Source organism: Secundilactobacillus folii (assembly GCF_009720675.1).
GTDB lineage: Bacteria > Bacillota > Bacilli > Lactobacillales > Lactobacillaceae > Secundilactobacillus > Secundilactobacillus folii.
This window is the reverse complement of record NZ_WNJO01000005.1, coordinates 136426-162426: the sequence shown is the minus strand read 5'-3', so window position 1 is coordinate 162426 and position 26001 is coordinate 136426. Positions and strand designations below refer to the sequence as shown.

Genomic DNA, 26001 nt, shown 5'->3' with positions numbered 1-26001 from the left:
TATGGATATCAAACAAAAGTTAGCTAATAAATACGATAATATTGCGATCTACACTTCAGGGCTCTACGCCGATCCCGAAGACGAACTGGGGACGCGGGGTAAATTACTGGAGACGTTAAAATCCCTCACAATGAACCAGCACGCTGACACCCCCTTCTCACTGCAGATCATGACCACTAACGGCGAGATCAACGTGATGCCATTGGGTCTGTTGAGCCTCGAAGAACTCAAAGCCTATGAAAATGAACATCGCAAGCAAACCGGTCTGAACGGGGACGACGACAGCATTCCACTAGTCGTTCAATTTGCTCCGCACGACGAAAAAGCCACCCTTAAAAAGCAGGTCGTGGGCACAACTAACGCCTTATTTGACGATTTTAATACCCAGTTTCCAAAAATTTGGGCCGTCGTCAAAACGTATTTGGATGAAAATCAATCGATCTTAGAGGGTATTGAAAAAGACCTGCTGATTGATGCTCAAGACGTCCAGAAAGAATACTACAATAATTTTTCAACCATGACGCCCGATGAGCGCCAGCAAAATCTTGGCTACACCCTAAAAGATAGCGAATTGGAACACTTTAGTTACTTCATGGCGGATATGCATGAGGTCCAAGCTGTCGTCATGTCAGCAGCGTCGTTCACGCAGCACGAGATCCTTGGGTCAGACATGTTCGCTCAGGTTATGAACGACCGGGTCTTGCGGAACACTTTATTTTGGGTACTCGATAACACCTTCTATGAAATTATGTACTATTTCGTGGAAAAAGCGCGGGCACTACCCACAGCTGATAAGGCCATCAAACACCTGAGACACCAAAAAAAGCTGATGATCATCAATATGAGAAACGATGCCTACCAACGAGCGCAAAAGCTGCTTGATGAGCCGCAGAGAAAAGTCGATATCAATCACTACTTCACGGATATTTTCATTCCGGTTGCTGAACAGTTCTCCACTGAACTGGATAAATTTACGAACTAATTGGAGTGTTTCTAATGAGCTTTGAACTGGAACATTATACGATTGATGTGGCGCTGGAAGAAGACTATCAGACAATAATCAATCAGTTTCCCACTAGCGTCCAAGACTCGATCAAAACTGTTGATCCGACTCAGAAACGAGCCTTTCGCCAACTTTTATGGACCATCTTTGGTGATCCAGCTTCCCAATTAAACAATCAAGTAGAGTTATTAGCACTGGCTGGTGAATTGACACCAGCTAGTTTTATGCCAAAACCGCCCTCCCCCAGTGACATGGCGTTCAGTAAGGCTCAAGCTTATAGCGGGCAATTTTTATACGGTGAATTTATCCGTCGCATTCAAGCTAATAAAGTCACCGCTGATAAGGGCATTTTGCGACAGGCTGCTGAGCTTTGGCTAGCTATGACAGATCGATTACAACTGAATTTTAACCGTCGCGAACGGGTAGCTGATTACTTGAAGGATCAAAAACGGCGGTCTGGCCTATTAACCGCCTTAACGTGTCGACTGGCTGCTTTATCGCAACAAATTTCCGATTCATCGGTGATTGAGCTGATCAGCACCATTGGTGAAACCCTCGGCGTCATCGAAAATATTTTAACCGATGTTAATCTGAGTGAGGATTCCATTATCTTTCGAAATCGCATTTTGAGCGGTAACTACCCATTGCCCACCATTTTTGCGTTTGAAACCGATAGCGAATGGTTCGATGGCTTCTTTGCCGCCCGCGAAAAACCGAGTTCTGACCAATTCGAAACGGCACGCAAGTTAAGCCTTCAAGACGGTGAAAAAGGTGCCCTTGATTTAGCTTTAGAGTTGATCAGTCAAACCAAGATTGATGCCGAATCCCTTCCGGCTGATCAGGTACAAACTCGTCTGTTGGCCACGTTGGCGCTGTTAAAAAATGATGCTGATAGCTACTCGATCTGAATTCGGGTCATGTTAAGCACATTGTGAGGTCTGCAAAATGCAATTTAATACCAAGCGGGTCCAACACTGCTTTTCCACCTGATCAAAGAATCTCTTAACGCCGTTGCATGACCCTTTGCGCGGCGCTTTTTGAATATCTCAACCTTCGCACCATACGTAATTAGAATCCCCGAACGCTGCCCAAACGGGCAAAAAGAAACTGTCCCTTCGAACGATGTTGCCTCCTAAATTCAACGGTATGCTAGTGATACTTAATTGAATTTGGGAGGCAATCTTTTTGAGTTATTTAGAACTAAGGGACATTCATAAGTCATATTATTTAGGTAAGGAAGAATTTCCAGTTTTAAAGGGCATTGATTTGAACTTTGATCTGGGCGAATTTGTTTCGATCCTCGGTGAATCAGGTGGCGGTAAGTCAACCCTGATGAACATCATCGGCGGGTTAGACCGGCAGTTTCAAGGCAGCGTGACGGTTGATGGCCACCGGCTGGATCACAAAAACGAAAAGGCCATGGATTTTTACCGACGAGACACGATTGGTTACATCTATCAGGCCTATAACCTTGTCAACCACTTGACGGTCCTTGACAACGTCCTGATTCCCTTGGACATGACCACGTTGAACCGAAGTCAAAGAGAAGAGCGGGCCACCTCCTTATTAAAGCGCGTCGGACTGCTGGATCAGGCCAAGAAGTATCCCAATCAGCTGTCGGGCGGTCAAAAACAGCGGGTGGCCATCGCCCGGGCACTGGCCAGTGATCCAAAAATCATTATTGCAGATGAACCAACTGGTGCATTGGACGCCCAAAACACGAAGGACGTTTTGGCCATTCTGGACAGTATTGCACAGGAGGGCCGGCTCGTGATTACCGTGACCCACTCGCAGGCGGTCGCAAATTCGGGAACCCGCATTGTCCACTTGGAAGACGGGAAAATCAATCATGACACTAAGCTACGGGACGCCTATCCAGTTGGTAATACCCCACGACTAGCCTCAAAATTACTGCCCGCCAGTGTTGCCTATCGAACGGCGTATAAGCATTTTAAATACAGTTTTTGGCGTAATTCGCTGATCGTCATTGGGACTGCCATTGGCCTGTTTGCAGTGATGCTCTTCTCAGGATTAGGCAACGGTATCAAAGGTTACATCAATTACCAAGTCAACGAAATGGTGAATCCACAAGTCATCGCCGTGAACCGTTATCAAAAAACAGCGGCTGCTGGCAGTGGTGGCAGCCAAACTTCTCAGGCCACTCAGAGTACTTCAACCTCCCAGGCTGGAAGCTCCGCTACCTCGGCAGGTACGGCTGCCACTGCAGCCACTACCAAACAGCCGACAATTTCCGATCAAGATATAAGTCGTATCAAGTCGCTTAAACACGTGACCAAGGCTGATAAAGTCTATATTGCTAACGGTGTCACTGCGCACTATAAGGGCAAAACAGCTAGCATCTCGTCGTTGCAAAACTGGAACGCCAGTGCGACCCGCAACACGATCAAGGACGGCCACCAACCAAAAGCCGGCGAAGTTTTGATCGACAGGGATGCTGTGGCCAAGAAGTTCAACCAGAACTACAAATCACTGATCGGTAAAACGATGACCCTGAATTATCAAACCTTAAACCAAAAGAATAAAATTGTTACGGTTAAGGTGAAAGCAAAGATTGCTGGCATTACGTCTAATTCCAGCAGTATGTCCAGTCTCAGGACTGATGATTACGTCAGTACCCAGACCCTGACCAACGCGATGAAGGCCGCTCATGTGGATACTAAGGTGGCAAGTATTGCGGTTAACATTGATAAAATTGGAAACGTGAAGGCGACCACAAAGCAGATCAATCACCTTAAAAGTCACGGCCAGCGGCAATTTACAGCGACATCCGTCGATTCAGTGATTGGAACGGTTCAGACCTACGTCAGTTTAGCCACTGATATTTTGGCTGCCATTGCCGCTATCTCACTAGTAGTTTCAGCGTTAATGATCATTGTGACGATGTATATGTCAGTCAGTGCCCGAACTAAGGAGATTGGCATTTTAAGAGCGCTGGGTGAAAGCAAACGAGACGTGCGGCGGTTATTTATCAGTGAATCGCTGATTATCGGGGTGCTAAGTGCCACTCTGGCAACCGTCGTCGCCCTAGGTGGTGGTGCCCTTACCAACCATTTGCTGGCCAGCATTACTAACTTTGCGTTCGTTCAAATCACTTTGGGAAACGTGGTCACGGTCTTCGTCATTGCTTTGATTATCTCCTTATTGGCGGCTATGCTGCCCGCTAGAAGAGCTGCGCGTTTGAACCCCATCGACGCCCTTGCCGCTGAGTGAGCTTAACAACGATTTTTAGGCGAAAGCAATGATCTCTCCCAGTCGCTAGCGCTTTGGAGCCTGTCTGAATTCTCTAGCAGTCACCAACTAGCCAAGTTGATTCAAAAAGGCCGCCTCGAAATCGTCGAAGTGGCCTTTGATAGTGTAAAATGCAGTTAAGAGAATGACTAAAGGAAGTCCAATGATGTCAAACCAAAATGAAACCCAACGAATCGATACCCTACGCAAAGCCCGCGGCCCGTTAATTGTCTGGCTGATTATGATTGGCTTCGTTTCAATGTACGTGCTCTCCACTAGTGCATTTACCACTAGTGCCCGGTTTAGCCTTGTCCATCAAGCGCAACTTGTCAGCCATCAAAACGGGAGCTATACCGCCCACTTTCTCATGGCCTTAGTCGTGATCAGTCTGTGCGGGGTCATCCTTGCCGTTTGGATCGGTCCTTGGCTCTATCAGCAACGCCCGTGGGAATTGATCTGTGTGCCAATTGTTTGCGTGGTGATTGCCATTGGAATCGCCCCCGTCAGCGCACCAATCTTGATGGTTGGCACCTACCCCATCTTGACCATTGAATCGATCATTGCTTTTCGCCACCCGCAAGTCATCCTTTCTTGGATCACTACCATTTACATTTTACTGTGGGTCATCTACTTCGTTATTTTCGGTTGGCAACTGGCAGTCATTGTCATCCCATTATTTATTTTCGTGATGGCCGTGGTGTTCTACTACTGGCGGTTTTATCAGCAACAGATCAACGAGTCACAACGCCTCGAAAGCCTTTATGCAGAACTGCAACTGGCCTATAAACAAGTTGAAGAATCAGCCATCCGCTCCGAACGGCAACGGGTCGCTAGAGAATTGCACGATACCTTGACTCAAGGCCTTGCCGGTGTGATCATGCAGCTGGAAGCCGCCAGCAGTTTCCTGGAGCAACATCAACCCCAGCGCGCTAAAAAGATCATTGACACAAGTGTTAACACCGCCCGGGCTACCCTCCAACAGTCACGGATCACCCTCACCGACCTACGCAGCACTACTGAAGAAAGTCTTCCCGCGCGTCTGCAACTGGTTACCGAAGCGATCCGTAAAAACTACCAGCTCAAGACTGCACTTAAGCTGGGTGACATTCCCGAGTATTCAGCCAGTCAGCTCACTGAGATCACTCGGATCGTCACGGAAGCACTAACCAACGTGGCCAAGCACGCAAATACACAGCAAGCTTTGATTGCAAGTCAGCTCCACGATAATGTTTTCAAGTTGAAGATCATTGATTTTGGTGCGGGGTTCGACCAACATACCAAACCGAAAATCGGCCATTACGGGTTGAAGGGTTTGCACGAACGGGCGGCACGACTTGGGGGCGTTGTCACCATTGTCAGTTCACCCGGAGAAGGAACCACCGTTACGCTGACGATTCCAACCACTAGAAAGGAGCTGGATAACCATGATTAACGTCCTCATTGTGGATGACCACGAAGTCTTACGCGCTGGACTGGAACTGATTTTTGAAACCGTCCCAGATATCCATGTGATTGGAACAGCAGCCGATGGACAAGCTGGACTCAAACAGGTTCGAGCCTTAAAACCCGACTTAGTTTTAACCGATATACGAATGCCTAAATTAGACGGCATCGCACTGATCCGCCAATTAAAACAGGAAACACCGAAGCTGCCCATCGTAGTCCTGACAACGTTTGAGGATCAAGAACCGATTCAACAAGCTATGCAATTGGGGGCCAAAGGCTTCTTATTAAAGGATGCTGATAAAGACACCATTTTAAACGTCATCCGCGGCGCCATGAAGGGTGAAACCTACCTTGAACCAAGAATCGCGGGTAAGGCGTTTGCTCCAGCCGGCGCCGCACCTGAAATCGCACTTTCACCCCGTGAACACGACATCTTGACCAAGGTCGCAGAAGGCTACCATAGCAAGGAAATTGCAACGGCAATTGGGGTTAGCGAACGAACCGTGAAGGCTCACTTAACTAGTATTTATAATAAATTAGGCGTGTTCTCACGTGCTGAAGCAGTAGCGAAGGCGTTACAGTTAAACTTAATTGATTTGAATTAACAATCAAAAAGGGTGTACCAAAATTCATTTAGATCGCCAGACGGTCTTAATCTGAGTTTTGGCACACTCTTTGTTGGTTATGGCTTAAAGTAAGGCTCATTTATTGGACAAGCTATGATCTACCTCAAACCTATTTCTCCGGTTGATCAGCTGAAGCTGACAGGTCGTGCAACTTCTTAAAATCAGCTAATGTCGTTTCATACTTCTCAATGGCCTGTTCGCTAGCGAACTTACCCAGAGGCAAACGTAGTGGGAGGTCTGCAAAGTGGTGAGTGACTTGGTCATAAATTATTTGAGCCGCCTTGTCAGGATCACCTGCTTCATGATGGGCACCCTTGGCATTGCCCTCGATAAATTCAGCAAATTGCTGATAGTCGTCGATTTTGGGAATCGCCTTGCTTGATGAACGGCCAGCCCAGTCAGTTCTAAAACCGCTTGGTTCGATCAACATCAACTTGATGTTCTTATTGGCCACTTCCTTAGCCAGCGATTCCGTCATTCCTTCAACGGCATACTTGGTACCGTGATAGAACGACAAAGTTGGGAATGAAAACAAGCCACCGATTGAAGAGAAGTTAACAATGGCGCCGGCATTTTGATGACGCATGGTCGGCAAAACAGCGCGCGTCATATCAACTAAGCCCCAAACGTTCACGTCAAACATGTATTTAACTTGGTCACGATCACTCTCTTCAAACGTACCAAAGTAGCCTAAACCAGCGTTATTGACCAAAACATCAAGGGTCCCAAACTTATCTAAAGTGGCTTGAACGGCGGTCTTGATTTCATCGCGATCCGTGACGTCCAAAGTCTGCTTAAGAATTTGACCCTTGTCGAATTCATCTAAGTAACTTAATTGTGCCGTGTGACGAGCAGTTGCTACTAAGTTCACACCGTCTTGTTGAGCGAGGTAGGTGGCTAATGAACGGCCGAAACCCGTTGAAGTACCTGTAACAAACCACGTTTTATTTGCCATGAAATGATCTCCTTTTAATTCAATCTTTAAAAACAACTTTTCCTTGTCCTTGTTGACGAGATTCATATTAAGACTTAAACTCGTGTTTAAGTCAACAACTTTTATTAAAAAAGGAGCAAAAACATGTATTCTATTGGAGACATCGCTAAGAAAATGGACATCAGTACCTCAGCCATTCGATTTTACGATCGGAAAGGTTTGCTGCCCTTCGTCGAACGTGACGAAGCGGGTCGTCGGCAATTCAAGCAAGAAGACCTGAACTTTATTGAAGTCATTGAATGTTTGAAAAAAAGTGGCGTGCCCGTTAAAGATATTGCCCACTTCATTCGCTTGTGCATGGCAGGTGATGGAACTTTACGTGAACGCTACGATTACCTTGATAAGGAAGAAGCAATGCTCAACGATAAGATTGCAGACTTACAAGACCAGCTGGACTTCCTGCGTTTCAAAAAATGGTACTACAAGACTTCCGTTCAGGCGGGCACTGAAGAGATTCACTTCTTACCAAACACGCGGATGGTCGATCCCAAAACTCACGCGGAATATGAAGAAGCTCGCCAGCAAGCCAAGGACATTCACGACTTGATCGACCTCTAGAGCAATTGAGCAGTCAGTTTTGCGGCCAGTCTCGTTTTAGTGTGGCAATCAAATTAGCCGGTAACTGGGTCGTTTTCAAATAATTGGCATAGATCGACATGCTGGCTTGGGAATCAGAAATTGGAATCCGAACGCGGTTTCTGGGCGCCTCTTTGAGGCCGTTGATCCGGGTTGGCAGATTCGTTGTGAAGTATGGGTAGTGCGAATGGGCGATCAGTTCGCTCAAAGCATCACTGCTTTGATACATAAATTTAGCATCCGGAATCTCACGTTGAATCAAATCGCGCCACGGCCCAATATCACTGTAAACAATGAACGTGCGACCCCTTAATTCCTGAAACGTGATGGTCTTTTGATTCGCTTGAAACGTAAATTGGTCAATGTTAACAGACAAGTTTTCATGACCAATGAAGACGGCAGTCACTGCTGGGTCAAGCACTTTAAAATTGGTAAATACAACACTATCAACGTGGTCTTTCAATGTCGAGACCACGTTTTTATTGTCCAGCAATTGGGAATCAATTTCGGCATTCAGCCACGAAGAATAGCTTTGCAGCAACTTTCGCGGTCCCGGAATTGTCATCCCGATCATTAACTGGCGCTGTTGGTGATCAAAGTTCTTAACTTTAACTTGCAAATCAGCCTGCAAATCTAACAGTTGTTTAGCTTGCTGCGCGGCGTACTCGCCCGTTTTCGTTAACCAAATTTTATTGGGTTGCCGTTCGAACAGTTGAACATCAAGCAAGGTCTCCAGTTTTTGCATCCCCCGGGTAATTGAAGGCTGGGTCACGTGCAATGTATCTGCCGTGGCAGCTAAAGTTCTTTTATCCGCAAAGGTCACCAGTTCCTGCAATAAATAAACTGGAATCATGCCATCGCCTCCTTAGTATACGTTATCTGTATACTAGCATGACTAAACGGTAATTTTCAAATCCTAAAGTCTGCCATACAATAACCCAGAAGCGTAAGGAGGCTTTATAAATGGTAAAAACACCAGAAATAAAATTAAATAACGGCATCGAGATGCCAACATTAGGCTTTGGGGTTTTCCAAATAACGGATCTCAACGAAGCGCAAAAATCAGTCGAAGCGGCCCTTTCAACGGGTTATCGGTTGATTGATACAGCAACTGCCTACCAAAATGAAGAAGCAGTTGGCAAGGCCATTCGAAACAGTGGCGTTCCTCGAGATCAGATCTTTTTGACCTCTAAGCTATGGGTCTCAGAGTTTTCTTACCTGGGTGCCAAGCAGGGCATCGACGCCTCGCTACAGCGCTTAGGTCTCGATTACATGGACCTTTACCTGCTTCACCAGCCATATGGCGATGTGATGGGTGCCTGGCGTGCACTGCAAGAAGCCAACAAGGCGGGCAAGATTCGTGCAATCGGCGTCTCAAACTTCTACGACGATCAACTGAAAAACCTGGAGTTAAGTATGCCGGTTAAACCAGTCGTTAATCAGATCGAAGTTAACCCCTGGTATCAACGTCCACAAGAAGTTCGCTTCAACCAATCTGAAGAGGTTCAGGTAGAAGCTTGGGCACCATTTGCAGAGGGTGCGCACGACATTTTCAAAGACCCTTCACTGATGCAGATCGCACAAGCCCACCATAAAACGACTGGTCAGGTTATTTTACGGTGGTTGCTGCAGCGTAATATTACGGTGATTCCAAAGTCGGTTCATCAAGATCGCATCGAAGAAAATTTTGACGTCTTCGGCTTTACACTCAATGAAGATGAGATGGCAACGATCAGCAAACTAGACCGCGGTGAGAGTCAGTTCTTTGACCACCGAGATCCCGTCACGATCGAACAAATTTTTGGCAGCAGTTTGAAAGCTGCACAAAAGGAGGAAAAATAAGATGGCAACTCCAACAATTAAATTAAACGATGGCACTGAGATTCCAGCCATTGGTTTCGGGACCTTTCAGATTCCAAATGATGGCAGTACGTACAGTGCGGTTAAAGAGGCGTTGGCGGATGGTTATCGCCACATTGATACGGCCGTCGCCTACTTCAACGAAGCAGAAGTTGGTCGTGCAGTACGTGACAGCGGCATTCCCCGCAAAGATATCTGGGTCACCAGTAAGTTATGGCTCCAAGATTACGGCTACGAACCGGCTAAAAAAGCGATTCAAACCTCGTTAGAAAAACTTGGCTTAGACTACATTGATCTCTACTTGATTCACCAGCCTTATGGCGACGTCCCAGGTGCTTGGCAAGCGATGGAAGAGGCTAAACAACAGGGCCTGATCCGTTCCATCGGCGTTTCTAACATGACCCCCAAGATCTGGCAAAACTTCGTCCCTCAGTTCAAGACTTTGCCAAGCGTCAACCAGGTGGAATTTAACCCCCACTTCCAGCAAAAGCCGCTGCGAAAGATTCTTGATCAAAATAGCGTCAAGCTCGAAGCGTGGGCCCCACTTGGCCAAGGTGACCAAACTCTGCTGAAGGAACCAGTGATTCAAGACTTGGCTAAGAAATACAATAAGGACGTTGGCCAAATTATTCTGCGGTTTGAAAATCAGGAAGGCATCATTGTGTTCCCAAAGTCGATCCATCCCGATCGTATCAAGAGTAACCTCGATATTTTTGATTTCGAATTGACAGCTGACGAAATGGCTCAAATTCGCCAACTGGATACTGGCAAGGGCAAGCATGATCCTGATGCACCAGGTTTAGGCGAGCGACTGGCCAAAGCATTTGACGTACATGCAAATGACTAGGATCACAAATTAAAAAGGCTGACATCGCAGTACGGTGTCAGTCTTTTTTGATTGAATTGATTTTCAAAGACGATAGTTGCGAAGCGTAAGAAATAGACGGCTGAATCAGCCTTAGAGTGGCGCTTTGCTCTTTAATAAACCGGTCGGGTCAGACCTTCAGTTGCGGGGTCTGCCATACCAATGCTATCGTTAGCAGCAAATTGCGGATCTGAAACGATTCGCAACACCACATCCGCCACGCTTTGACGTGAACCAGAGACCCCAACGTACTGTTCGTTTTTCTTAGTAATACTGTATTTGACTTCATCACGGTCATTGAGCCATGGCAAACGCAAGGTCGTGTAAGTCAAACCTGAATCTGCTAGTATCTTGTCGGATTGAATGGCGGCATCCAGACCCGACTGCACCATTTGATGGTTCCAAGCACCGAATTCGCCGGGAACTTCATTGTAGATGCCTAAAATATTGGTGAAGATCACCCGCTCAACGTGTTGGTGTCTCATAGCTGCAACAACGTTATTCGTCATGGCGTTATTGTGGTCGTGATCAACCACAGCGACAAAGACCATGTCCTGCCCTTCGACGGCTGCGTCAACTGATTGAGCATCCTCCAGATTCGTTTCGATGACCTTCACCCGAGGATTATTCGCTAAACTGCTGAGTCGGCTGTGGTTTCGTAAGCCAAGTGTAAGCTGAACGTCCTGATAGGTATCCTCAGTTAAAATTCGGTGCTCAACGATGCAGGCAATTTGGCCATTCGCTGCTAAAATTAAAAGTTTCATGTTATTTTCCTCCGTTATTCGTGTTTGCATTGGTCACTTCGGTTAACCAGTCAGTCATTTCCCGTTGATTGGTAACGCCAGTAGCTTCAAACCCTGGCAGGACATCGAGATTGCCGGCTGCCTGTTTGAAGTGCACCTCGTAATCACCTGCGTTACCAACATCCGTGTAGAAAGGCGCCACTGCTAGAGACCGTGAATTGATGGCGTGTAAAAATGCTAAAACCGGTGTGGCGGGCGTCCCCGACCAGACTGGTCCACCTATCAGAACACGGTCATAGTGTGAGGGATCCGGAACTGCATTTACCAGCTTCGGCATTTTTCCCGCTGCTAGCTGAGCCTTAGCGATGTCTGAAGTCGCGTACATATCCGTTGAAAACGTCCCGGCAGGAACTTGAATTTGATAGACATCTGGATGCAGCTGGTCGTCAATCTGTTTTGCGAGCGCGGCAGTCGTACCAGACCACGAATAGTAAGCCATTAAAATGTTTGATGACATGATAAACTTCCTTCCTAGTACGTCCTAGCTTCAATGGGCGGAATCAGCCATTGATCATTGTGGTGACAATTCTGGATTACAAGTAAATGCCACTGTAACCACCACGGACCCTTTGACCCTTAATCGTTGCGGATATATGATTTCGGTCGAGCAGTGTCTGATTCAAATGCAGGCCTCTTTGAATGTTATCGGTCAAGTGGGCTTGGCTGATGGTTAATATTATTGAATAATATTCAGGTTACTACCTTACAGTAACTCTAAGGCAAGCGATTTGTTTTTATTACTTTGGACGCAGATGATTTAACTTCGCATTTATCGTGTATATTCTCGGGGCATATTTAATCACCTGATGATTTTGAACTTTACTTTGATACCAATGTTATTTAGTAATTGATTGGCATAATTTGAGTCAATAATCAAGGTATATATTTATGGAGTAAGCGCTTTAATCTGCATATTTAATGCTATACTACTCTATGCAAAACAATTAAAGGAGGATCTCATCATGGCAATTCAATGGGATGTACAAGGTAAGAGTGTGATCATCACTGGTGGCGCTGGCGGAATCGGTTTTGGGATGGCAACCGCGTTCGTTAAGGCGGGCGCAAAGGTGCTGATCGTTGATATTCACGATGATGCACTGAAGGCCGCAGCTAATAAACTGGCACCATTAGGGACCATTAAAACGTTAAATGCAGATATTTCGTCCCTGGAAATGGATCAGCAGATAATTTCAACCGCTCTCGAAGCATTCGGCAAGTTAGATGTCCTGATCAATAACGCGCACGCTTCCAAGCAAAAGCCGTTCGTCCAGCTCACTGACGATGATCTAGCAATGTCAATGAACACGGGTTTTTATCCCACTTGGCACTTAATGCAGCTGGCCTACCCTCACCTCAAGGAGACCACCGGCTGTGTCATTAACTTTGCGTCGGGCGCGGGCTTGAACGGCCAGCCAACTCAGGCGGCCTACGCAGCAGCTAAGGAAGCGATTCGTGGCTTGTCACGGGTAGCTGCAAATGAGTGGGCGGCGGATGGCATTCGGGTGAATATCATCTCGCCGATTGCGGAAACGGAAGGTGTCAAACAGTGGCATAAGGCTGCACCAGAACAGTATGATCAACTGGTCAAGAGCATCCCGCTTCATCGTCTGGGTGACCCTGAAACCGATATTGGTTCTGTAGCCCTCTTCCTAGCAAGCAGCGCCAGTTCCTACATGACTGGGCAGACGCTGATGGTTGACGGTGGCGATATTAAGCTACGTTAGGCGCTTGAGAATCAGGAAATGGTTGTTTGAGGAGGTTGAAAATACAGTTGAAGAGAACTTTGAAAACGAGTTGAACACTATTGCTTGGTACGTGTTTGGTAGCTAGTTTCCCGGTATCCAGTCAGGCTTCAAGTTGGCACAATGGCATGCCAAAAATACTCCAGGGAAACTGGCGGGGACATTCTGACAGACTGAAGATTTCCAATAAGCATGTGTATGTTATCCCGAAGAACGGAGCAGCGGTCAGCCGTGTCAAATCCGTAAAGTATCGGTATCTGGGTCATCGAACCTACAAATACTATCAAAAATTTACTCACGGTGGGAGTTACTCAGCTAACATTAAAATCAGTGTCAACCACCGGACGGTTAAAGTTAATGGCCATTATTATCGGAAGTAAACTTCTGCGTCACAACTGCATTTTTAAGTTGTGACGTTTTTGAGTGCTATTTTGGCCAAGCTCACCGATTATGCCGCAATTGGAACGTCTATTGTGTATTTCTATAACTAAAGGGCTTGCACTATTTTGTGTAAAGCGTACGTAAAATCCGCCAAATTGTTCTTTTCCTCTAGTGTTCTTTTTCACCAAGTCTTAAAATAACACTGAGGACCACCAGTTAGGGAGGGATAACAGTCATCAGCGTCACAGTCGGCCGCATGTTCGACAATACGGGGTGGCGCGTTCAATATCTTTTTGGGGAGATCATTATGTCTAATTTTATATCTACTATCGGGACACTTGTCCTGCTGGCTGGCATCATTGTCGCCGGCTACTGGGCGTATGGCTTAGCTAAGCGGCGAAAAACAGGTCACGCGGGACGTACTGCGTTGATTCTTGTGGTCGTTGGCTTCATTTTCGCTGGTGTTGGTGGCAGTAACAGTTCGCAGCACACCGCCAAGAACAGCGATTCACAAAAAGCAGCGTTAGTAAATAAGAAAAGTTCGCACAAAAAAGCTGCCACTCACGTTAAACGGAAAGCGGCAACTAGGCCTTCGACAATTAAAAAAGCTGCCCACCACAGCGCACAGCATCGTGGTGTACTAGCGAAATTAGTGAGTTATACGAACAGGGAGTCAGCTGGACCAAATGGCGATTACTACTTCACCAATGGGAAGGCGAAACTCCATGGCTTCAGTGGTATGAGTGCCGGCAGTTACCATTTTGCTGCCGACAGTCAGGGACGACCAACGACCGCTAAAGCAGTCTTGACCTATTCTGAATTTGCCGCTTCCAAGGGTTCGCGTCAAGGTGACCCGTTGGAACCAGTTGGCTGGCCGGCTGAAAATCCGATCGTGGCTATCAACTTCGGGTTGACCGGTCGGACTTATCATGGGTATCTGTACAACCGCAGTCACTCGATTGGCGATAGTTTACTGGGTAAGAAATCGTATGCCTCATCGAATAATTTCACGACTGGCACTCGTCCACAAAACGTTGGTGCTGATCAAGATGGTGGTATGCGTGCTGCTGAAGAAACCGTTGAAAATTACTGGGACAGCCACCCAGGAACCAAGCGGACCGTTTGCTACGAGACCACGCCCGTTTATAACGGTTCAGAAGAGATCCCACGTGGCTCGATCGTCGATATCAAGGCTTCAGATGGCAGTATCAATTCTGAGATCGTGGTGCTAAATGACGTTGAGGGTATTAAAATTAACTATAATAATGCCAGCAGTAACGCCAAACCGTATGTGAAGCGGCGAAATACACAGCCAAAACAAACGACTCGCACACCAAGTGTCGTTCACCACGCTACGACGACACAATCTGGTGCAGCAACCAAGAATGGCCAGTGGACGGTTGCGGCCAGTGGAAAGGTTTATGTCTCACAGAGTAATAAGTATTATACCGAAGTGAAGAATCCTGGCAATTATACTTATGAAAGTCGGTCGGCGGCAATTGCTGCTGGGGCAACACAAGCCGCTCGAGGGAATGAGTATGCTAGACCGTGATTTTGGAATGTTAATTGATTAAATAAAAATTGAACGTCTGATTATCAAGAAATAGAGGTAGATTGTGGGTTATCTAACAATCTACCTCTATTTGTATAATCAATATTACTACTACGGAACTGTCAATTGAACAGGCATACTTTTTTGAGTTACGTTTTATAGTCGGTTATTAATAAAAATAAATTAGTCTTTCACAGTACCATACAAGCGCAGCACGCGAGAAATAATAGGCCTATCTTTTTCTGCAAACCAATCGTTATTTATACCGCCAGTTAACGTTTTCTCAAGTGCGTTATCTGGTACAGTCGAGAGGGGCTTTTTTGAAATGAAGTGTTGGATCACTTGCCGTGCCAGTTGTTCTGAGAAAACATCGGGCCTTTGATAAATGGTGATCATAATCAAAGCCCATCTGTGTGAGACACATACTAATAAATACAGTGTACCCATACAAGGATTACTCCCACATACGCGAGGAATACGTTGATCCCAAACGGTGATAAATGGTTCGCGGAGGATCACCCCCGCAGACGCGGGGAATACACTAATCATTTCCCTATAAATTAAGGCTCTCAAATAATAAATGATATAATTTATTCACTTCTGAAAACCGCGGAGATTCTCAAAATAAAAAATTTTTACATAGATATCCCCTGCATACCACATTCGCTATAAATTTTTCCCACATAAAAAGTCCCGAAAAACGGGACTTCGAAATAACAATTTAAATTTACCGAGCGAAATTTTTTACTCCCATTCAAACGTACCTTCTGCTTAACAACCTGCGTCACTACTGGCTTTCTATGCCTCGGCTGCCGTTTTGGCGGGGAGTTAGCTGGGCTTAATTTATTGAACTTTACCGCCTGATTCCCCACGAACCACACCTGATTCTGCCCCGCCGTCTCGATCGTGATGTTGCGCGCAATCTGTTCGGCGATGTCAGCATCCAGCCCGCCCCACAAGTGCGAGTAGTGCTTCAGCGTGATCTCTGGCGACAAGTGCCCCAAGCGCTTAGACAACACCAGCACAGAAACATTGAACTCATTGATGAGATACGATGCGTGACTGTGGCCGCAGTCCTTTGCCCTCGAGACTAGATGAACCTTCGCCAACTTGGCATATCGGTGAATAATTCGCGAGATTGTGGACTAGGTCATCGGCAATCCGTCGTAAGTCATGATGAAATAATCAACTCCACCCAGACCGAAACTCGTCTGTACCTCACGCTAACGCCGCAGAATCGCCACAGTGTCATCGTCCAGCATCAAGATCCGCTTACCACTTTCTGTCTTCGTGTAGTCTTGGCGTTCCCAGTCATGCCGGTTCCTCATCACTAGTATGTGGTCAACTTGCAACTGCTTCTTAGCGAGATCAGCGTCCCGCCCACCACAGCGCCGTGCCTTCGTTGACGCGAACGCCAGTCAGGAAGTACAGCCACAACATTACAAAGTTCAGGTGTCCGTAGATATCATCAATACAGATTTGCGCGATGGCTTGTTCAAACTCAGCTTTCGTCCAGAACGGTACGCTACTCTTAACCTTAGGAATCACCTTGACCCGCTTTGACACATTGCTGGACGGATACTGCATCTGCACCGCGTGGTCGGGTGACTTGCGGAAGCAGCCAAATACCAAGTCGGCACCGTCATCTGTCTCATCCGTGAGCAGTCATGTGCTAAAATTTTGCACGTCAGAGATTTCAATGTCATGCAACAGCTGGTCGCCAAACCGCGCAATACAAATCTCGAAGCTGCAATTACGTAGGACGAAGGTACTTTCCTCCACGTTGGTTTTGTACGCGGGGATATACGCGTCCTTCATGAACTGGCGATAGGCCATCCGGAAGTTCGTAAACCCATGTGCCTCATGATATTCACGCTTCACTCGCGTCACTTCCTTGTTCGCCGCGAGCGCAGTACTGAATGGCATTCCTTGACTGTCCTTGCGAACGCGCTTGACACTCATCTTACCGGTGCCCAACTCGGTTTCATAGTAGAAGTTTCATTTGGCATCTATGAACACGCCTGGATATTTTGTTTTACTCATTCTCAACAACTCCATTCATCGGTGATCCGAGAATGGACTAAAAGACTGACCGCGGCACGCACCCTAAGCTTCGGTCGAGATACAAGGGATAACCCTTTTGTACCAGCCTTTGCTTCGCTTGTCTAATGATATCGTGCGCAGTATGCTGCTTAAATCCTAATGCCATCAGATCTTGATAGCAGACAAAACTATTTTCCAATTACGTAACTTCCATATCTTTGATTGAGATGAGATAATCAAACCAGATAGGACCCAAATCTTATCTGTGAAGGGTGACTACTTGCTTTGGTCGGCGTAGTTGCTCTTTTTTGATGTCTCACTCGGTTCTGAATCCGTCAAAAAGCCATTGCGATGGTGCTGATAGTGATGGATCAAGTCCCAGTGGCTCGCCAACTTACTACCGTCAATAATCGCCTTCAACTCGGTGGTGCCATTGTATTGATCAATCAGCTGCAATATCTTCAGCAACAGCTTCTTCAGGAAGCGGGTAATGTGTGCATAACTCAATGGTTCAGAATTGGTCGATAATCGCAGCTTGTCGCGATTATTACCAATGAAGGCATCCCAACGTGGATCTGTCGTCCACTGACTTTTGCCTTGTGGCTCGGCATCAAGAAACGAAGGTAAGGATTGATGATTCCGAATACAACTTTCTCTGGATCACGTTCCGCCAACAGATTCTTAATTGCGGAAACAGCGCGTTTGCAACGTAACCGAACTTCAATCGGTTGGTCTTTAATCGCAATCTCAGGGTGTATCTGGTGTGCTCAAAGGCCTTGTCGTAAATACAGAAGTACACCTCACTTTGCGGCGACGCCAGATATAAGGTTCTGCCCGATACCTCCCATTGCTTCGTGTGATTATCCCGGAAGCCGTGAAAGTGCGAGATAAATCCATCGCGGTCACACTTCTCAATTAAGGTCGACACATCGAGCAAGCCATTACGATCATTGAAGGCGAGGTCAACGCGTGTGAAGTGACCGTCAAGTGTGATGCAAGTCTCCAAGAAGTCTTACCAGGTGCGGTTCTGCTGGCGCAAATACGCTTCAACGTAGCGACAGCCTTAACCTTTCAACTCAATCATCGTGCCGCCATCCTTACTAGGATCATATCCGTCTGCATCCACATCTTGATAAATCGACAATAACACGTCGATTTCAACACATTTAAAAGTGGCTGGGTGACCATAGCGCGCACCCTTCTTTAAGATTAAAGTGATTGAGATTAATCTGGAACAGCTCCGTCACCAGCTCTTCATAGTCGTGCGATTTGAAGATGACGCCAAAATAATCAGTACATACGTCAATGTTGGTCTGACCTGTCAGCGACCGCAGCGCCAACGTTAACCGTAGCCGCGCCTGTTGGTTAACCGGCTTATTCCCGTCAGCAACTGGTTCAGATGCGACCGACTGTAATCTAATTGGTCCTGAGTAATCTTGTGCGTGCGCATCTCAGCGCAAAACTGGTTTAGCCAGTCGGTGTTCATTATCCCGCTGACTATGTTCAAATCCTTCAGCATGTTAGCTCCTTTCGAAGCGACCTGACAGCAAAGCCACCTATCTGCCTAAGCAAAGTGGCTTTCGCGCAGCACGCCGCGCACGGCGGCGTACGTTGCAAGACCCTCCTGTGAGAACTTTCGCTCTCAACATATACAGACGGTTTGAAAGTGAAAGTTTAACTGTAACAGGATCTTAATGTTTCAAAAGTGATCGGTGTGGCTGTGATTAAGGTGAGACAAACCAGAAGCGAAGGTTACACAAAAACACCAGTCAAACCACATTACGCGATTCAGCTGGAATTTACGAACGTTTATTTACTTCAGTTCATTGGTTTTACCTTGGATTCGATAAAATCAATCTCTGCCCGATTGAGTCTATACAGCATGTAAAGTTGATGATCAATGTCAGATACCGGCTTGTTCCAATCAATGTTTGAATCATTAGAAAAATCCTGAACAGGGACTTTGGCCCACGTTGCCGGATTGTTATCCTGAGTACTCTTAATTGCGCCTAACAGTGCTCGACAAAATTTACTCTTAAGATACTTCAGCAAGTTATTAGCCTCAGCACTGCTGTTAAATTTACCGAAAGATATAAAACTCTGCGTATGTCCCAAGCCAGGTCTACCAACAATTGGACTGGATAGCCTTTCCCCGAACAATCCAGTGCCATTGGATTTTGGAAGGATAACCTTCCACGAGTTTAGGTTCTCATGTTTAGCGATATATTTACCATTGATAAACTTATAAACTCGCTTATTATTAATCAGTCCCAATATTTCAACATCACAATCACTGCTATAGTAATCATTAAAAAGCGAAGGGACAGTACTGAAAATGGAAGTTGTCAATCTTTTTTCTTTGCCTTTACTACCAATTAATGACTCCATTTGCGGATAATCGGTGTATAGCTTTTTGAGATCAAATTTTTCTTGTAGAGTAACCATCGGGATAATGCTCTCGAAAGTATCGGAACGAGTTACTTTTGACAGAATTTCGTTTAATAACGGAAATTTCGTGAATGTACCTATTGGCCCCAATTCTTTGGACTCATCTCGGTATAGAACAGCTACACCACCCTTAAACCCAGTATCCCTGAATACGTCAGTGGCTTCCGGATTGTAATATTCAACCTGGATATGCGGATCATTAAGCATCTTTTCATTCCATGCTTTTGAGGTCCCTCCTGTGTTGAACAAAAAACGTGCTGGTGATATTAAACAATACTTTTTACCAATTACACTTGCAAGATCGTAAAAGTAATTGTATATCGGTGCGTCACTAGTCCCTTCTAACGTTTTCTCAAAAGGAGGGTTACCCACTACAACGTCGAATTTCATCGCTTGTTCTCCTTTCCAAATAACTCTTCACACTTAGTTTCAAAGTCTCCGTTGTCCATCGCATAAGGCATGGTATCAAGGCAAACAATGTGCGAATCGTCAATATTCTTTGCACTGGCATCAAAACCAAAGATAAAGTTTCGCGCGATGTTGTAAATGATCTCGGATGGTGCAAACCCGTAAACTTGGTGCTCCAAGATATGCTTGATGCGTGCATCTTCATCAGGAATTTTATCAGCCAACCCAGTATACAAGCGCTTAACAATTTCCGTTAGATAAAGCCCTGATTTAATATATAAATCAGCAAAAGTCTTATCTGGATTTTCGAAAATACCCGGCGTTTCTTCTTCCAGCTTATCAATCATCATTTTAACGACTTTTTTAGGCGTGAAGATTTGGTTAGTCTTTTGCGGCGGGATATAGTCAAAAATGTCTTCGTCATGCGTATCGTCAAAGTAATTTGCCAGTTCAACCCGCTTACGCAAAAACTCCAAGCAAGACTCATTGAAAACAATAGAATCAAAGAATTGGAACTCATCGCGAAGTTTACGAAACTGGTCCAGCGTAATTCCAGTAACTTCTTGGAAAACCCCATCACTGATTGTGGCGTCAAAATTGCCAAGCGTTGTGTCGACACTACCATAAGCCATCAAGAATGACGGAATCGTCCTAGCAAACCCACGAAGCCGAGAACGAATATCATCTTCGACAATGTTCTTCTTCTTATCTTCAGCCTTCTTAAGCAATGTCTCCGTTGACGACTGAATGACCTCTTTTGATTTATCAACGATGGTCGCCGTCACATTCTTCTGAAAGTCTTCTTGAATCTGCTGATTTTTTTGTTCCAGTTCACGTTTAGCCACCTCCGCAAATTGACGCTTTGCTGCGTCCTCCATTGAGGTGTTGCGTTCAGCCTCTTTAACCTTAGTTTGATACTCAACTTGTGCTTCATTCACCTTGACTTCAGCTTGCTTTTGAACCTTCTCAACTTCACGGGCAATTACATTTGCACCTTGATTTGTGACCGCTTCAGCGGCCTTATTGGTCAATCCGCTATCTTTGGCTAGGTTCTTCATACTATCAAGCGTCTGCGCACGGAATGCGTCAGCAATATTTTTTTCAATACGTGAACTGTCATCAATATTAATATTCTCAGCAGCTGATTCGACTTCAGCATAAATTTTTTTGCCGAAGTGATGCTCAACAGCCGTGTCGACTGTCGCTGGTTCAACCATCGCATTACCTTGATCATCCACCTTAACGTTCTTGGTATCGATTGGATCAGCATTTTGATTAGGAACAGTCTTGCCTTCAGGAACAGCCGGCATTTGCTCTAAGATTTCACGTACTTCATTGGAAGCAAAGATGGCACCGATATTTTGGAACAGAAGATTGGACATGAACCCGCGCTTGACGACTTCCTTAGCTTTGATGCTCTTTGGAATTGTCAGCACTTGGTTAACATCAAGCTCAACCATCTTACCGTCAGTATCTTCTGCAATAACTGGGAAGAAGTTCAGCAACGTTTTAAGGTTATCTTTGCGCTTTTCGGTTGTCCCGCCGCCATTTGTGGTTTCACTTGACAAATCATTGGCGAAATCATCATAGATGGTCAGCGTTCGTTCTGGGGCAAAGTCGAACACGTAAGCATTAGCCTTTTCCTTACGGATACCATTCTCGGTATATGTCCAAGGATTTTGCGAACGGAACGCGGCCTGCATGTATAAACTGGGCGACTTCATATTCGACAACATTAAAACGCCAGTCCATTCCGGAACCGTAACCCCAGTAGTCAGTTGACCAACAGACAGTGTGATTGTCCTGTCATTTTCCGCAATGGCTTTGCGAACTCGATCCAGGGACCGCACGTTTTGAACTTGATCATCATCTGTACGACCATCACCAGCGGCAATGACCACTTCGTAACCATCAAAAACAGGCATGCTTTTAATTAGCTTTTCAAGTGCCTTAGCACTGGCCACCCGATTGAGAATCCAGAACGTATGTTTTAATTCGTAACGCAGTTCGTCATTTGAAAATGGATAGCCGTCATTTTTCCAAAGACTACGTAACCACTTACGGACATCATCTTCATGAATAAATTTACCAGAATTACTTGTCAAGAAAAATTCATTAAGATCAAAGGCATAGTCTTCATCTTTACCATCGATTTGAGCGCCTGCATCGACTTCATCGGTAATCATTCGACTCATTTGATATGAAAATAGGTTCAGCCGTGGCAATTTCCGATATGGATTATGTTCTTCATCATCCACCGGCCAGTTTTCTTTAGCGTTTTGCTCATCAGCGTATGTCCAGTTGAAGATTTGATCGTCGCTGAATGTGCCCTTGGCAACAGCTTTGAATGGTGTACCAGATAAATTCAACGTGAAATCACGATTGATATTGTCAAATGCAACGTCGGCCTTTAAGGTATCTGCACCTTCATGAGATTCATCAATAACCAACAAATCCCAATGCAAATTCTTAACCCATTTCAGCTTTTTAACGCCGCCACCAAAAGGAATTGCCCCCTTGATATCTTGTAACGAGATAAAGGCAATCATTCGCTGTTTGCCACCATCTAGCTGATTCATAAACTCTTCGCGACTCATAGAGGGACGATCTTTAAGTGAATCAGTCGTAGAAACAAAGGCATAGTCGGTTTGCCATGCAATAAATTTTTCGAAGTCATCGAACCATGAATTGGCAATTGCCGGACGGTTGGTCACAACCAGCACAGTTTCAGCATTTAATTTTCGGGCCAAGTCATACGTTGTCAGCGTCTTACCAAAACGCGGCTTCGCATTCCATAGAAATTCCCCACCAACATGATTTCTAGCATAGGCAACAGTCTTTTCAACAGCTGCTTGCTGTTCAGCTCGTAATGTATACTCAGAAGTGTCTCTAGACTGATCAGATTTGCGATCTCGAAAGTCTACAAAATCTTCATGTGCGCGTTCAGGCGTCCCATCGTAGTAGAACCATTCAGTATTCAACCGCTGTTTAACGTCTTTTTGTGAAGTTAGGTATTTATGTAACTTCTTGTCAGTGAACCAAGCATCGCCTCTTGAATACTTGGCCGGCTCAGACCAAAGTTTATTTGCATTCAGTCGAATTGCCGCAGTATGCGTTTGTTCACGAATGCGAGTATCAACATCTTCGCGCTCAGTGTAGCCAATCTTAATCCAGCCGTTGTCTTCGGCTATCTGTGGTAACGTATACGCATAAATCTGCGGATAAACCACTCTTGTAGTTTTTATTTTAGTTTTGTCAACCATATCATGCGACCCCTTTATCAAAGAATTCCATCTTATTCTTAGCCCAATTCATAACCTTGACCCGCTTTCCCGGCTTTGTGATCCACTCTTCTTGGACATCAGCTGGATCATCGAATAACGAAATTTCCTGTTGGACAACCTTTACCCGAGTTTCGCTGAGTGGTACCACAAACTTCAAACCATCCATCTGAAAAACATTAAAGCTAATAATCTCTGCAATAGTCTTCAGTTGTTCGGTGTCTGGCTCAACACGCCACTTCGCCATGAAATAATCTCGATACGTGTAAAGTAAGTTCTCGCGGGCTAGGAGCAATGAATCTCCGCTCCATTCAAAGCCATAGCTTGCCTTGTATGCAGCTTCAACAAGTGTTTGCCACGTCGCTTGGTCATTGACTTCAGCGCTGATTCGACGAAGTTTACGATCAACAAATCCAACCCGATCAGACAAAGGAATTCCATCACCAGTGTCCATATCGTAACGACTAACCATGTATGGTGCTTCACCACAAGTAATCTCTAACCACGTCCGATTTGTATAAGTTTCAAGATCATCACTCACATAGTTTTCATCAACGGTATCATTCTGCTTCTTAACAATCCATGTTGGTGTAAAAACTTCAGCTTTTGCTTTGGTTCTCTCCTTTTGCAGCTCACTGGGTTTTAATGCACGTGGCATGATAATGCTATCCATTACACCAGTGACCAATTCCGGCTTTATCGACGCTTCTGGAGCGTATGCTTTAACTCCAAACTGCATGTAATTATCATTTGCCCAGATGATATTCTGAATCTTTCTGGCGGTTGATTTTGTCCGGTCTATCAGTAAAATATCGAGTATTTCGGGCATACGCTCACGAATGAGAGTCTCTGAAATGTCTTCCGACCATGTTTCGTCTTGCTCTGTCATTGCATTCTAATCTCCTTTCGTTACCGACGTTACCATCCGGATTGTCTTCTGCAACTATTAATTCTGGACCCAAACGTTCGTACGCACTATCCTTTAATATTGGCCTTTTGAGAAGCGTGACATGCCTGTTAGTCAAGTCTAATTTATTCTGATTTCGTTTAATCAATTGAGAAGAAATTTTGGTTATTGAGACTCATAAAGTGTTTTTAAACAGCCATAAACATTTTATCTGCGTTCGAATCAATAATTTCATTTTTTCAACCGAATCCATCGCCATAGGAAAGGTTGTATTTGAGCAGGCTGCCATGATTTCAAAATACGTTAAATATGAGACAACAGGAGCTTATTTAGAGCCGTACCTGCGTCCTTCACCTTCTTAAATTTAAAAACAGTTTGTTAGACACGCTTGGTACCCCAAGTTCATTGGCAATACCATTTTTAATCTGTTCATAATTCATTTCATTACTCTTGCGAGCAGCTCTAAAAGTCGCACGTTTCTCGTACTGATCTTTTTGTATTTCATGTATCGACGCTTCCAGACGACTTAATGTTGCCTGATACTTTCCTGCGAGCTAACCAAGTTTCGTTATTACTTAATGATCGACATACTTATCTATATTACTGGCATTTCCGAGGTTGCCAATTCGTCTGTTCTTTTCATCGAAGTCAGACTACAAACTAGCTAACGCCGACAACAGACTGTTAAACTTAGCCTGATCAACTTCTATATCTTGCTTTACCTCTATCTCGCGTTGTCCAATTTCGAAGTCATTATCATCAAGTTCAAGTCTAGTTAACGACTGTTCTCTGGTTAACCGAGAATGTCAATATGTGCATTCATACTCAATGTTTCGGAATCGTGTGTTAGTAACTAATAGTAATTTATGGATTTCCGGGTAATCGCGCACGATAACAGTACAGTTTCATCTTTTTACTTGATATCTGGCTAGAATAGGAAGATATTTCGGTCAGCTAATCATTTGTAATTGCATCGTGATAATCTAGTTCCGCGCCTTGAGTTCATCAAACTCTTTTGGGCTCATAACATCCGTTTTTACTTCGCTGCTATACGATTTCCTTACACCCTCCACCTGACGAAGTTGGCCATCAACCTCTTTGTTCTGTTAATCAGCGCTTTTAGCTGTTCCTCTATTGCAATCAGTTGATTGCTTGAAAGTTTAAGATAATATTCAAAAATTGACTTCGTTTGGTCTTTATACATGGTCACGTTGTCAAACGAGTCCTCACGGAATGAAGCCAATGACTGATCTTGATCAATATTGAAGGGTACTAGCACAACGTTCATTCTACCGGTATGATATTTGTCTAAGGACTTTGTCTGAAGCTTTAGATTCATCCCAATTTTGTTTTGAAGTCAAATTGAAAAATTCTTTTTATTTGTAAAAGAATAAATATTCATTGCACTTTTCGTCAAAAAACTTTATTAAATCTCTGAATTGTCAATGACTGTCCATGAATATCACGTTCGATTTGAAAAACATGATGTTGATAGTCCCAGCCTGAGGTAAATGGTCTGTCGTCTCCACCTAAAGTAAAACAGATCGACTTTAGTAAGCTTGACTTGTCAACTTCGTTATCATCACTAAGGAATATGTTCGATAATTCGCCAAACTCAAATTTATTCGCAAGTACGTGCTCTGAATTGATAATCACGATATGCTTAATAACTAGCTTCAAGGTCAAGCCCTCCTAATACGTCACAGTAGGCCGAAATACAAATTGCATATACATTATTTTCATTTAAGCCACATCAAAGACCTTTGGCCAAATAATCTCGAATCAAATCTACTTCATTAATATTATCTAGGTCACAT

23 protein-coding genes and 2 pseudogenes are annotated in these 26001 nt (G+C 45.0%); 11 read left to right on the top strand and 14 right to left on the bottom strand.

What is annotated here, in order from left to right:
- The first annotated feature begins 1 nt into the window (after position 1).
- From GM612_RS05755 to GM612_RS05735, 5 genes are all read left to right on the top strand, one after another.
- Positions 2-982, top strand: coding sequence for a hypothetical protein (locus GM612_RS05755; RefSeq protein ID WP_155431429.1), 981 nt, complete (start codon positions 2-4; stop codon positions 980-982).
- Between the two features lie 14 nt (positions 983-996).
- Complete coding sequence (locus GM612_RS05750) at positions 997-1911, top strand: hypothetical protein (protein ID WP_155431428.1); 915 nt, start codon at positions 997-999, stop codon at positions 1909-1911.
- 277 nt (positions 1912-2188) lie between these two features.
- The gene (locus GM612_RS05745; RefSeq protein WP_155431427.1) at positions 2189-4234 is read left to right on the top strand and encodes an ABC transporter ATP-binding protein/permease; all 2046 of its coding nucleotides are present in this window, start codon (positions 2189-2191) and stop codon (positions 4232-4234) included.
- 184 nt (positions 4235-4418) lie between these two features.
- On the top strand, positions 4419-5684 hold the full coding sequence (locus GM612_RS05740; protein ID WP_173021229.1) for a sensor histidine kinase: 1266 nt from the start codon (positions 4419-4421) through the stop codon (positions 5682-5684).
- Positions 5677-6303 (top strand): response regulator transcription factor, encoded by a 627-nt coding sequence (locus tag GM612_RS05735; RefSeq protein ID WP_155431425.1) that lies wholly within the window; start codon positions 5677-5679, stop codon positions 6301-6303. Before GM612_RS05740 ends, GM612_RS05735 begins: the two co-directional genes overlap by 8 nt.
- 130 nt (positions 6304-6433) lie before the next feature.
- Here GM612_RS05735 and GM612_RS05730 read toward each other — a convergent pair whose 3' ends face one another.
- Entirely contained in the window at positions 6434-7279 is an 846-nt protein-coding gene (locus GM612_RS05730) for an oxidoreductase (RefSeq protein WP_155431424.1), read from the bottom strand.
- 123 nt (positions 7280-7402) lie between these two features.
- On the opposite strand from GM612_RS05730, the gene GM612_RS05725 reads away from it, so the two are divergent.
- On the top strand, positions 7403-7876 hold the full coding sequence (locus GM612_RS05725) for a MerR family transcriptional regulator (RefSeq protein WP_155431423.1): 474 nt from the start codon (positions 7403-7405) through the stop codon (positions 7874-7876).
- A gap of 13 nt (positions 7877-7889) precedes the next feature.
- Here the strand turns inward: GM612_RS05725 and GM612_RS05720 are convergent, their stop codons facing one another.
- A complete protein-coding gene (locus GM612_RS05720; protein WP_155431422.1) occupies positions 7890-8747 on the bottom strand; it encodes a LysR family transcriptional regulator in 858 nt (285 codons plus the stop codon).
- A 110-nt stretch (positions 8748-8857) separates the two neighbouring features.
- Between GM612_RS05720 and GM612_RS05715 the strand changes: the two genes are divergently transcribed.
- Complete coding sequence (locus tag GM612_RS05715) at positions 8858-9736, top strand: aldo/keto reductase (protein ID WP_155431421.1); 879 nt, start codon at positions 8858-8860, stop codon at positions 9734-9736.
- A 1-nt stretch (position 9737) separates the two neighbouring features.
- A complete protein-coding gene (locus GM612_RS05710; RefSeq protein ID WP_155431420.1) occupies positions 9738-10601 on the top strand; it encodes an aldo/keto reductase in 864 nt (287 codons plus the stop codon).
- Between the two features lie 131 nt (positions 10602-10732).
- Here GM612_RS05710 and GM612_RS05705 read toward each other — a convergent pair whose 3' ends face one another.
- Entirely contained in the window at positions 10733-11383 is a 651-nt protein-coding gene (locus tag GM612_RS05705; protein WP_155431419.1) for an NAD(P)H-binding protein, read from the bottom strand.
- Position 11384: 1 nt separating this feature from the next.
- On the bottom strand, positions 11385-11879 hold the full coding sequence (locus GM612_RS05700; protein ID WP_155431418.1) for a flavodoxin: 495 nt from the start codon (positions 11877-11879) through the stop codon (positions 11385-11387).
- A 505-nt stretch (positions 11880-12384) separates the two neighbouring features.
- On the opposite strand from GM612_RS05700, the gene GM612_RS05695 reads away from it, so the two are divergent.
- The 3 genes from GM612_RS05695 to GM612_RS05685 all read left to right on the top strand — a co-directional run bounded on the left by GM612_RS05695 (position 12385) and on the right by GM612_RS05685 (position 15097).
- Positions 12385-13146, top strand: a complete 762-nt coding sequence (locus tag GM612_RS05695) for an SDR family NAD(P)-dependent oxidoreductase (protein WP_155431417.1) — start codon at positions 12385-12387, stop codon at positions 13144-13146.
- Between the two features lie 146 nt (positions 13147-13292).
- Positions 13293-13544, top strand: a complete 252-nt coding sequence (locus tag GM612_RS05690; protein ID WP_173021228.1) for a hypothetical protein — start codon at positions 13293-13295, stop codon at positions 13542-13544.
- A gap of 308 nt (positions 13545-13852) precedes the next feature.
- Positions 13853-15097 carry a DNA/RNA non-specific endonuclease gene (locus GM612_RS05685; RefSeq protein WP_155431415.1) on the top strand — a complete coding sequence of 415 codons (1245 nt, stop codon included), beginning with the start codon at positions 13853-13855 and terminating at the stop codon, positions 15095-15097.
- Between the two features lie 183 nt (positions 15098-15280).
- Here GM612_RS05685 and GM612_RS05680 read toward each other — a convergent pair whose 3' ends face one another.
- The 10 genes and pseudogenes from GM612_RS05680 to GM612_RS05645 form a co-directional block, all read right to left on the bottom strand.
- The gene (locus GM612_RS05680) at positions 15281-15493 is read right to left on the bottom strand and encodes a hypothetical protein (RefSeq protein ID WP_155431414.1); all 213 of its coding nucleotides are present in this window, start codon (positions 15491-15493) and stop codon (positions 15281-15283) included.
- 452 nt (positions 15494-15945) lie between these two features.
- Positions 15946-17140, bottom strand: a pseudogene (locus GM612_RS05675) (tyrosine-type recombinase/integrase); the annotation flags it as partial.
- 37 nt (positions 17141-17177) lie between these two features.
- On the bottom strand, positions 17178-17339 hold the full coding sequence (locus GM612_RS05670) for a DUF3173 family protein (RefSeq protein WP_155431413.1): 162 nt from the start codon (positions 17337-17339) through the stop codon (positions 17178-17180).
- A gap of 77 nt (positions 17340-17416) precedes the next feature.
- Positions 17417-17608, bottom strand: a complete 192-nt coding sequence (locus GM612_RS12425; RefSeq protein WP_246147588.1) for a hypothetical protein — start codon at positions 17606-17608, stop codon at positions 17417-17419.
- A gap of 3 nt (positions 17609-17611) precedes the next feature.
- A pseudogene (locus GM612_RS12625) lies at positions 17612-17785 on the bottom strand (hypothetical protein); the annotation flags it as partial.
- Complete coding sequence (locus tag GM612_RS12415) at positions 17751-18068, bottom strand: replication initiation factor domain-containing protein (protein ID WP_343031824.1); 318 nt, start codon at positions 18066-18068, stop codon at positions 17751-17753. The pseudogene GM612_RS12625 and the gene GM612_RS12415, both read right to left, overlap by 35 nt.
- A gap of 890 nt (positions 18069-18958) precedes the next feature.
- Complete coding sequence (locus tag GM612_RS12345; protein ID WP_155431412.1) at positions 18959-19978, bottom strand: Eco57I restriction-modification methylase domain-containing protein; 1020 nt, start codon at positions 19976-19978, stop codon at positions 18959-18961.
- The gene (locus GM612_RS05655; protein WP_155431411.1) at positions 19975-23259 is read right to left on the bottom strand and encodes a DEAD/DEAH box helicase family protein; all 3285 of its coding nucleotides are present in this window, start codon (positions 23257-23259) and stop codon (positions 19975-19977) included. The genes GM612_RS12345 and GM612_RS05655 overlap by 4 nt, the downstream gene beginning before the upstream one ends.
- Before the next feature lies 1 nt (position 23260).
- Positions 23261-24166, bottom strand: coding sequence for a restriction endonuclease (locus tag GM612_RS05650; RefSeq protein WP_155431410.1), 906 nt, complete (start codon positions 24164-24166; stop codon positions 23261-23263).
- Positions 24167-25597: 1431 nt separating this feature from the next.
- The gene (locus GM612_RS05645; RefSeq protein ID WP_155431409.1) at positions 25598-25864 is read right to left on the bottom strand and encodes a hypothetical protein; all 267 of its coding nucleotides are present in this window, start codon (positions 25862-25864) and stop codon (positions 25598-25600) included.
- Positions 25865-26001: the final 137 nt, after the last annotated feature.

Excerpts from the sequence above, each read along its gene's own strand:
- GM612_RS05755 (WP_155431429.1), top strand. The coding sequence starts at position 2 with ATGGATATCAAACAAAAGTTAGCTAATAAATACGATAATATTGCGATC.
- GM612_RS05750 (WP_155431428.1), top strand. The coding sequence starts at position 997 with ATGAGCTTTGAACTGGAACATTATACGATTGATGTGGCGCTGGAAGAA.
- GM612_RS05740 (WP_173021229.1), top strand. The coding sequence starts at position 4,419 with ATGTCAAACCAAAATGAAACCCAACGAATCGATACCCTACGCAAAGCC.
- GM612_RS05735 (WP_155431425.1), top strand. The coding sequence starts at position 5,677 with ATGATTAACGTCCTCATTGTGGATGACCACGAAGTCTTACGCGCTGGA.
- GM612_RS05730 (WP_155431424.1), bottom strand. The coding sequence starts at position 7,279 with ATGGCAAATAAAACGTGGTTTGTTACAGGTACTTCAACGGGTTTCGGC.
- GM612_RS05725 (WP_155431423.1), top strand. The coding sequence starts at position 7,403 with ATGTATTCTATTGGAGACATCGCTAAGAAAATGGACATCAGTACCTCA.
- GM612_RS05720 (WP_155431422.1), bottom strand. The coding sequence starts at position 8,747 with ATGATTCCAGTTTATTTATTGCAGGAACTGGTGACCTTTGCGGATAAA.
- GM612_RS05715 (WP_155431421.1), top strand. The coding sequence starts at position 8,858 with ATGGTAAAAACACCAGAAATAAAATTAAATAACGGCATCGAGATGCCA.
- GM612_RS05710 (WP_155431420.1), top strand. The coding sequence starts at position 9,738 with ATGGCAACTCCAACAATTAAATTAAACGATGGCACTGAGATTCCAGCC.
- GM612_RS05705 (WP_155431419.1), bottom strand. The coding sequence starts at position 11,383 with ATGAAACTTTTAATTTTAGCAGCGAATGGCCAAATTGCCTGCATCGTT.
- GM612_RS05700 (WP_155431418.1), bottom strand. The coding sequence starts at position 11,879 with ATGTCATCAAACATTTTAATGGCTTACTATTCGTGGTCTGGTACGACT.
- GM612_RS05695 (WP_155431417.1), top strand. The coding sequence starts at position 12,385 with ATGGCAATTCAATGGGATGTACAAGGTAAGAGTGTGATCATCACTGGT.
- GM612_RS05690 (WP_173021228.1), top strand. The coding sequence starts at position 13,293 with ATGCCAAAAATACTCCAGGGAAACTGGCGGGGACATTCTGACAGACTG.
- GM612_RS05685 (WP_155431415.1), top strand. The coding sequence starts at position 13,853 with ATGTCTAATTTTATATCTACTATCGGGACACTTGTCCTGCTGGCTGGC.
- GM612_RS05680 (WP_155431414.1), bottom strand. The coding sequence starts at position 15,493 with ATGATCACCATTTATCAAAGGCCCGATGTTTTCTCAGAACAACTGGCA.
- GM612_RS12345 (WP_155431412.1), bottom strand. The coding sequence starts at position 19,978 with ATGAAATTCGACGTTGTAGTGGGTAACCCTCCTTTTGAGAAAACGTTA.
- GM612_RS05655 (WP_155431411.1), bottom strand. The coding sequence starts at position 23,259 with ATGGTTGACAAAACTAAAATAAAAACTACAAGAGTGGTTTATCCGCAG.
- GM612_RS05650 (WP_155431410.1), bottom strand. The coding sequence starts at position 24,166 with ATGACAGAGCAAGACGAAACATGGTCGGAAGACATTTCAGAGACTCTC.